Here is an 8,623-nt window from a genome sequence, read left to right as displayed (position 1 = left end):
CCGCGCGCCAGCAGGTTGGGAAGTCGTCCAAACGTTGAAATACGAGGGCGGGACGAAACCCGGCTGGACGCCTCGCGCGGTTGCGGGCAGGTCGCTGGCGAGTCAGTCAGCGCAGCCGACCGGCGTGGCGTCGCCGCCGCGGCGGCGACGCCACGCCAAATTGGTTGCAGAGCCACCCGCCTCGTGACCGCCAGTCCGACTACCCCGAAAGGGCTGAGCCAGAATCGTCTAGGACGCCGAGAACCATCTACGGCGCGCAGAGCGACCGGATTCCCGCGGGCATCCGACCGGCCTCGACCCACTCGCCGCCGGCGCGGACGATCACGCCGCCGTCGTTCGTGCCCGCGACCACCTCGCCGTCGTGGGCCGCCCACGCCAGCACGACCTCCTCCGGCGCGCCGGGATAGGAGACCGATTCGAAGTTGTCGCCGCCGTCCCCGGACTCGAACAGCGCTGCGTCCGCGCCGCGCTCGCCGCTCCACGTGCCCGGCGACGACCGGGCCGCCGCGGCGTAGAGCGTCCCGTCGTGGGCGAACGCCGCTCGGAAGTAGCGGTGGTCGAGGCCGTCGTCGAGTCGCGTCCAGTGCTCGCCCGCGTCGCGGGTCCGGTAGAGGCCGTTTCCGGTCGAGGCGACGAACTCGTCCGGCCCGACCATTAGGACGTGATGCACGTCGTCGTGAAGGCCGTCGCGGCGCTCGGTCAGCGTCTCGCCTCTGTCGTCGCTGATGTGGACGCCGCCGACCTCCACGCCGACGACGAGGCGGTCGGGCGCGTCCGGGTGCGCGCAGAGGCTCCGAACGTGAGCTTCGTTGCGGTGGCGCGGCGTGTACCACTCCTCGCGCGACGGGAGTTCCTGCAGGCTGCGTAGCTCCTGCCACGTCTCTCCGTCATCTTCGGAGACGTACAGGTTCGCGGGGTGCGTGCCCGCGTACAGGCGCTCGCCAGCGGGGTCGCCCAGTACGGAGTACACCTCCTCGCGCGGAACGCCCAAGTCGGTCCACGAGTCACCGCCGTCAGACGTGGCGTCTGACGAGCCTCGGGTCGCTTCGCTCGCCGAGACGCCGTCGGTCGAGCGGAACAGCCCGGACTTCGTCGCGGCGAAGACGCCGTCCCACCCGTCGAACCGCCGGACGCGCATGACTCGGTCGGAGTCGAGCACCTGCTCGGCGTCGTCGAATCGCGGTCCTGCGGCACGATACACGCCGTCCTCGGTTCCAGCGAGTAGCATGGCCGAGGGTATGTCCAGCGCCGTCTAATAAGTACGGCCGAGCTCGGACCGAGCTCCGAGTGGGGTTTCACGGTGCAGGGGCGTGTGATTTATAAGTCCGTTCTTGGATGTGAATCGTATGAGCGATAGCATGACCGAGGTGGTGACGACGACCGAGAGCGGAGTCGTCGTCGAGAAGTCGTTCGAGGGCGAGGAGTTCGCGGTACCCGCCGTCAAACTCGTGATCCGGTCCGAGCGCGACGAGCGCGTGAGCCTCCGGCTGTCCGACGACGTTCCGGAGTCGTTCCCGATGGACAACGTCGGGTTCCATCCCGACTACGAGAACGACAACTGGACCGCGTACAAGGACCACCGGGTTCAGTTCGAGCGCGAACTCGACGCCGGCGAGGAACTGGTCACCGTGTACGGCATCCGGCTCGGCGAGGACGACGACCCCGCCGCGTTCCTCGGCTCGCCGACCATCGAGGCGGTCGCGCCGATCACCGTCGACGGCGCGGGAGACGCGACCGCCGATCCGCTGACCGCCGACGCCGACGATTCCGACCCGCTCGCGGCCGGAGGCGACGACCCGCTCGCCGCTGAAGGAGACGACCCGCTGGCTGCCGAGGGCGACGATCCGCTGTCGGGCGACGACGCTGGGGATGCCGGCGACACCACCGTGGACGCGCCCGACCGCGGCGACGAGGTCGGCGGCCCGGACGGCAACACCATCACCGACATCGTCTCGGAGGAGGACAGCCAGCTCGCCCGGGGCGTCGTCGCGGGCGAGGAGGACCTCGGACTCGACGAGGGCGACCGCGAGGATAGCGATCCGCTCGCTGCCGACGACGAAGGCGACGATCCCCTCGCGGCCGAGGAGGACGACCCGCTCGCGGCCGGAGCGGACGACGCCGAAATCCTGAGCGACGAATCCGACGAGGACGCGACCGCTGCCGACGAAGACGATCTGCTCGGGGAGGCCGACGACCCGCTCGCGACCGACGAGGGCGACGCGCTCGGCGAATCCGACGAGGACAGCTTCCTCGACGACGAAGAAGCGTCGGCAACCGAGGAGGAAACGGTCACCAAGGAGGAGGAGACTGTCACCGAGGAGGACGCGACCGGTGACGAGGAAACCCACGACGAGGACCACGCGGTCGCCGACCCGACGCCGCCTTCCGAGACGGCCGCGGAGACGGCGGTCGCCGAGCCGGAAGCCTCTCCGCCGCGCCCCGGCAGTGTCGCGGCCGCGCTCGCCGACGAGATCCGGTCCGGGGAGGTCTCGGACGACGACCTGCAGGCCATCCAGCGCGAACTCGACGTCGAGACGCGCCAGAGCACCGACGTTCGCATCCGTCACCTCCAGTCGCGCGTCGAGGACCTTTCGGCGTACACCGATGCGCTGGAGGCGTTCATCGACGAGAACGGCGCTGCCGACGACATCCTCGCCGACTTCGAGGCCGATCTCGACGCCATCCGCGCGGACGTCGACGCGTTCGAGGCGGAGGTCGAAGCCGTCCGAACGGAGACCGACGAGACGACCGAACAGGTCGCGGACCTCGACGACGACCTCGTGGACGTGGCGGAGGACGTGGACGAAATCGAGACCGACGTCGGCGAGGTCGAGGACGACGTGGATGATCTGAACGGCGACATCGGAGCAGTCGAGGACGACGTGGACGATCTGAACGGCGACATCGGAGCAGTCGAGGACGACGTGAATGGTCTCGCCGACGGGGTCGACCAGTTGGAGGCGAATATCGATGAGCTGGAGTCCGACCTCCGCGAGATCGACAGCGAGGTTCGTGAGGAGGTCGCCGACCTCGAATCCGACGTGCGCGAGGACCTCGACGAGCTCGAAGCCGAGCTGTCGGCGGTCGGGGAGCTTCGCGAATCGGTCGAGTCGCTCGAAGCCGAACTCGACGACGTGCCGGACTTCTCGGCGGACGCCGACGCGCTCGAAACCCGGCTCGACGAACTCGAGGAACTCGTCGGCGCGAACACCGACGACGTGACCGCGGTCGGCGACGAACTCGACTCCGTGACCGAGGAACTGCAGGGGGTCCGCGAGGATCTCGACGAGGCGACCGACGCGGCCGCCGAGGTCGAAACGGTGTCCGAGCAGGTCGAGGAGGTGTCCGGGCAGGTGGGGTCGCTGTCCGAGGACGTCGACGCGCTTGAGGAGACCCTCACCGCGCGCGTCGAGAGCGTCGAGGCCGACGTGACCGACATCCGCGAGGAGATCGCGGGCATCCAGGAGTGGCGCGACCGCATCAGCGACGTATTCGGAAACTGACGAGGCCACTATGTTCCCCGAGCCCGAGATTACAGGGCCGCCGACTCCGCCCCGCGACGCTGTTCTCAGGGGCTGGTCAGTCGTCGGACTCGGGCTCGCGCTGTTTCTCGCGTCGCTGGCGTACTTCGCGGTCGGCACCGAGTTCGGCTTCGCGGGCTTCGTCCAGTTCGCGGTGCCCATCGGCGTCTCGCTGTTCGTCGTGGCGTTGGGCGGCTGGCTCCGGACCGCGGCGTTCCCGGCGAGCTTGCTGAACGCCGTCTTCGTCTGGAGCCTCGCCGGCGGAGTCGTGATGGGATTGCTCGCGGGCTGGACCTCGCTACTCCAGTCGATTGCGGGCGGGTCGATGTTCCAGCCCGCGTCGATCGTGCTGACGAAGGTTGCGGTGGGCGTGCTCGGCGGCGGTCTGCTCGGGGTCTATCACGGCCGGCTCGAACAGCGCACCGCCGAACTCGCCGAGCAGCGCAACCGACTCGACGAGTTCGCCGGCATCGTCTCTCACGACCTCCGGAACCCGATGAACGTCGCGCAGGGCCACCTCGAACTCGCGCGCGAGACGGGCGAGGACCGCCACTTCGAGGCGGTCGAGGGCGCTCACGAGCGGATGTACCGCCTGATCGAGGAGGTGCTCGCGCTCTCGCGGCGCGGCGACACGGTCGCCGACCCGCAACCGGTTCCCCTCGACGAGGTGGCGACCGAGGCGTGGTCCACGGTCGAGACTGGCGGGATGGACCTCCGGGTCGAGGCCGAACTCACCATCGTCTCGGACGACCGACGGCTCCGCTCGCTGTTCGAGAACCTGTTCCGGAATTCGGTCGAGCACGCTTCCGCGAGCGGTCAATCGGCGGGTGATGATTTCGCGAGCAGTCAGTCGCCGGACGACGGCTCGGCGGACGAGGGCGGCGACACGGTCGTCGTGGGCGAGGCCGACTGGGGCTTCTACGTCGCCGACGACGGGCAGGGCATCCCTCCCGAGGACCGCGAGCAGATCTTCGAGGGCGGCTACTCGACTCGCCCGGACGGGACGGGCTTCGGCCTCGCCATCGTGCGCCGCATCGCGGAGGCTCACGACTGGGAGATTCGGGTGACGGAGAGCTGGGACGGCGGCGCGCGCTTCGAGTTCCGCGACGTGGACGAGGTGTGAGTAGCGGTCGTCTGTTCGCGTTGAGGTGGCACTGTTTTCGTGCGATTGTGCTTTCGATTCGACGTGCGCTGGTTCGTTTTCTCTACCGGGACAAGCTGGGTTGGCTTTCTGCCCGGCGCAAGCTGGTTTATCTTTCTCCCCGGTGCGTGCTGGCGCGCCCTCGTGTCGCGCCAAACCGCGCGAGGTCTGCAGGAGCGAAGCGGAGTCCTCGGGAGCGAAGCGACCAAGGGCACGGCAGTCCCAGCCCGCGCAGGCCGGAGGCCGAGCAGGACCGTCTGCCGGTGACCGAGACGCGCAGGCGGCTGGGGAGGGTCGAGGCTCTCGCGGTGCGGTTGCGGTGCTGTGCGGTTCTCATATGCCTCGGCAGTAGCTAGCTTCAACGAGTGCAGAATAGAAGGAACGAACACAGTGAAGCTAGCTACTGCTTGAGCATAGGAGTCGCCACAACCGCAGACCTCCCCAGCCGCCTCGCTCACTGCGTTCGCTCGTCCCTCGCACGCGTTGCTCGCGCGCGCCAGGTTCCACAGTCCGTATCACGAATTTACGGACACGCTGGTAGTCGAGCGATACAATTCCAAATATCGATTCTTTGCAACGTGCGAGCAGAAGCTGTCCGAAACGGAACGCGTTTACTCCCGGGTGTCCTTCGAGCGGGTAATGACCGAGACGATTCCCGTCGCGGTGCCGCGCAAGGGCCGCCCGCTGGAGGCGGTCCTCCAGCGCGTGGCCGAGGAGACGGACGCCGAGGGGGTCGCCGACGAGATCATCTCGACGCTGCGGTACGAGAAGGCCGTCACGAAGGGGACCCAGTCGCCGGACGGCGACGTCTACCAGCGACTCGCCGAGTACAGCAACCTCGGCGACGCGACCGAACCGGACTTCACGCTGCTGCGGGACGACCGGGCGGGCAAGCCCCGCCGCATCGTCTTCGACAGCGTGACCGTCCCCGCGGGCGAGGTCGACCTCCGGCTGGTGGGCCGCGAGGAGCCGTTCCGCGCGCTCCGCAAGCACGACTTCCCGCTCGGGTTCGACAGCGCCGACCTCGTGCTGGAGGAGGTCGTCGGATTGCGGCCAGACCCGCTGACCCGCATCGCCGACGTGAACGCCCGCATCGACCCCCACGACACCGACGTTCGGGTCGTCGCGGGGATGGGCGACACCGTCTACCACACGCTGATGGCGACGCCCGACGCGCTCCCGAAAGGTAGCCAGCCGACCCGGGAGTTTCTGACCGACTACGAGGGCGACCTCTGTATCTCACCGCGCTACGAGCGCCTCGTCGAGGCCGTCCTCGGCACGCGAAACGCCAGCACGCTCGACTTCTGCTACCCCGGCGAGGACGAGGAGGAAGAAGCCGCCATCGCCGACGCCGGAGTTGGCGTCTACCTCACCGTGACGGGGTCGACCGCGCGCGACCACGGGCTCGTGGTCGGTGAGGAGCTGTTCCCCAGCGAGACGGTGCTGATGGAGAACTACGAGGAGACCACCGCGACCGCCGACCACGTGAAGGAGCTGTTCGCCCGTGCGGAGACCGAGACCGCGATGGCGATCTACTGATTTTCGGCGTTCTGCGTCCTGCTAAGGACGGTTTAGCGAGACCCCGAGTTGCACTGCTCCGCCGGGAAGTTGGTATAGCGCCATACAGTTTATTAGTTCGGCACCGGACGCCTCACAGCAGTTCGTACACGTTCGCCTCGTACACCTCCCGCACCCGATCACCCCAGTTGTGGGTGTACGTGTCGATGATGTCCTCGGCCACGTCGCCGCGCAGGTACTTCACGATTCCCCGGTCGCCGGTCCGATCCCGGAGGTGGGTCGTGAAGAAGTGCCGGAAGTAGTGTGGCGTCACGTTCTCGGCGGCGTCCCCGCCCTGACGATGCCACCCGCGCTCGGCGGCGTGGGTCGTCACCACGTGGTGGACCACGTCGGGCGTGATGCGCCGGCCCCAGTTCTCGCGGGTCGCCACGAACAGCGGTTCGGCCTCGGAGATGGGGTCCGGTCGCACCGCGAGCCACCGCTTTAGCACTGCCGCCAGTTCGTCGTCGACCGGAACGACGGTCTCGCGCTTGCGCTTGTTCGAGGCCGGGCGCTCCTCGCCGTTGTATGCCTCGCCGACGGTCGGCTCCGGCGAGACGTAGATGGAGTCGCGCTTGCCGTCGAGTTGGACGCGCACGTCGGCGTCGAACCGGGTGCAAGCATCGCGGTCGAGGTCGGCCAGCGAGAGGTCCCGCAGGTCGAGGTTGCAGAGTTCGCCCGCCCGCATGCCGGTCTTCAGCAGCGTGACGACGATCGCGCGGTCGAGGGGATGGGTTATTCCGGCGACGAAGTCGGCCATCGCGTCGACCGGCACGTCCCGCCGGGTCGGGTTCGTGTCGATGGACTCGTCCATCTCCTCGACCACGAGCGTCATCGGATTCGACTCGAACTCCCCGACCTGATTCATGTAGGCGTAGAATCGGTGGAGGTAGGAGGCGTAGGTCGCGACGGTGCTCTCGGCGACGCTACCGCGAAGTTCGTGAATCCACGCCATGCAGTCCCGCCGGGTCGCCTCCTCGGGGCGCTTCTCGACGCCCATCGGGTTCTCGGTCGGCGTCGCGAGGAACGACTCGAACTCCCGGAGGACGCGCTCGTAGGCGTCGCGGGTGCGCTCGGTCTTCCCGTGGTAGGTCATGTCCTGCAGGAAGTACGCGACCGAGTCGTCGCTCTCCCCGTCTCCAGTTTCCGAGCCGTCTCCGGGCCGCTGCTCAGTCGCCATTGCTCCCTCCGAGCAGCGCGTACCCGCCGTGACGGCCGCTGTACTGCACGCGATTGTCGGCCTGAAGCTCCTGCAGGGCCTGTTCGAGTCGGTCCTCGATGTCGCTGGTGAGCCGCTCGACGAGTTCGTCCCACGAGAGGTGGTCGGCGTCCGAGAGCGCCGCGAGGACGTGTTCGCGGAGGTCGCCGCCACTGCCCTCGGCACCGCCTTCTCCGCCTGTACCGTCCTTCTCGGCCGTGTCAGCAGGGTTGTCGCCGCCCTCAGCGACGTTGGCGCTGGCGGTGGCACTGCCGGTCGACGACTCACCGTCCGCAGTGGCGGCGTCCGGCCCGTCTCCGACCGATACTTTCCCTTCGATCTCGAAGTCCCGGCGACCGGCCTGGACCATCGTCCGGACGAACTCGCTCTGGCTCATGCCGAGTTCGTCGGCGTGTCGCTTCCACTCGGTTTTTTCGTAGGCGGGGATGAACGTCTTGACCGTCTTCCGCGACGCGTCGACGTTCTCGTCGGCGGACATATTCGCCCCGACTCACCCCACCGTTATCAAAGTATCCCACTCTCCAGAATAAACAATCTTATTCGCGAAGAGAGTCCTACGAAATCGCCGCCCTGGACCGATTATCTGTCTGCGTAGGACTACAAAACACCGAATATGGTACTACGTTCGCGCCTAAAATCTTCCCGAATGCCGAAGGATGTAGAGTATCGAAAATAGTCAACTCAGTGGAACTATCCGGCTGAAAATGTTCCTCGATTTGGGTCGTCGCGGAGGCCGGTTCTGACGCCTTCGACCCCAGGGGTAGCGTCCTCGAAACGGGCCTCCGCGATACCCTCGATTCCGGGCTAACATGGCAGGACCCCAACTGTTCCGGAGCTCCACGAAGCCGAAAACTCTGTCGAGTGAATTACCAGCGGCTTGCATACATCGTAGTTACTACCGCGACCCAGATCTGATGAGAAGTGCGCTTCCGTTCAGCGGGGAAGGTGCACTCCACAGTTACCACTTGGAACAGTCCGCTGGCGAGGATCGCCCTCATCTGCTCGGCACCCCTCCGAGTGAACGCGTCGCTCGAAGCTCTCGGCGTTGGAGAACGTTCGCGATTCTCGATACGTCCGTCCGGCGGCTGCGGTCGGGGGGCCCCCCCCCCGGGGCCCCGGGCCCCCCCCCCGCCCGGGGGGGGGGGGGGGGGGGGGGGGCGGAGAGGGGGGGGGGGGGGGGGGGGG

Annotated in this window: 6 protein-coding genes; 3 read left to right on the top strand and 3 right to left on the bottom strand. The window is 67.7% G+C overall.

Going from position 1 to position 8,623, the window contains the following annotated elements; genetic code table 11:
• Positions 1 to 247: 247 nt before the first annotated feature.
• Complete coding sequence (locus DPQ64_RS03520; protein WP_115862973.1) at positions 248 to 1,228, bottom strand: WD40/YVTN/BNR-like repeat-containing protein; 981 nt, start codon at positions 1,226 to 1,228, stop codon at positions 248 to 250.
• Between the two features lie 118 nt (positions 1,229 to 1,346).
• Between DPQ64_RS03520 and DPQ64_RS03515 the strand changes: the two genes are divergently transcribed.
• The 3 genes from DPQ64_RS03515 (at position 1,347) to DPQ64_RS03505 (ending at position 6,201) form a co-directional block, all read left to right on the top strand.
• The gene (locus DPQ64_RS03515; RefSeq protein ID WP_115862972.1) at positions 1,347 to 3,503 is read left to right on the top strand and encodes a hypothetical protein; all 2,157 of its coding nucleotides are present in this window, start codon (positions 1,347 to 1,349) and stop codon (positions 3,501 to 3,503) included.
• A gap of 10 nt (positions 3,504 to 3,513) precedes the next feature.
• Positions 3,514 to 4,644, top strand: coding sequence for a sensor histidine kinase (locus tag DPQ64_RS03510; protein WP_115862971.1), 1,131 nt, complete (start codon positions 3,514 to 3,516; stop codon positions 4,642 to 4,644).
• Positions 4,645 to 5,301: 657 nt separating this feature from the next.
• Positions 5,302 to 6,201, top strand: coding sequence for a hypothetical protein (locus tag DPQ64_RS03505; RefSeq protein WP_115862970.1), 900 nt, complete (start codon positions 5,302 to 5,304; stop codon positions 6,199 to 6,201).
• Between the two features lie 112 nt (positions 6,202 to 6,313).
• On the opposite strand, the gene DPQ64_RS03500 is transcribed toward DPQ64_RS03505, so the two are convergent.
• Positions 6,314 to 7,399: a tyrosine-type recombinase/integrase gene (locus tag DPQ64_RS03500; protein ID WP_115862969.1), complete on the bottom strand. Its 1,086-nt coding sequence runs from the start codon at positions 7,397 to 7,399 to the stop codon at positions 6,314 to 6,316.
• On the bottom strand, positions 7,389 to 7,916 hold the full coding sequence (locus DPQ64_RS03495) for a DUF5805 domain-containing protein (protein ID WP_115862968.1): 528 nt from the start codon (positions 7,914 to 7,916) through the stop codon (positions 7,389 to 7,391). Before DPQ64_RS03495 ends, DPQ64_RS03500 begins: the two co-directional genes overlap by 11 nt.
• Positions 7,917 to 8,623: the final 707 nt, after the last annotated feature.

It is taken from the genome of Halorussus litoreus, from assembly GCF_003382685.1.
Lineage (GTDB): Archaea > Halobacteriota > Halobacteria > Halobacteriales > Haladaptataceae > Halorussus > Halorussus litoreus.
The sequence above is the reverse complement of the archived record's forward strand: the minus strand, read 5'-3'. Positions and strand labels throughout refer to the sequence as shown.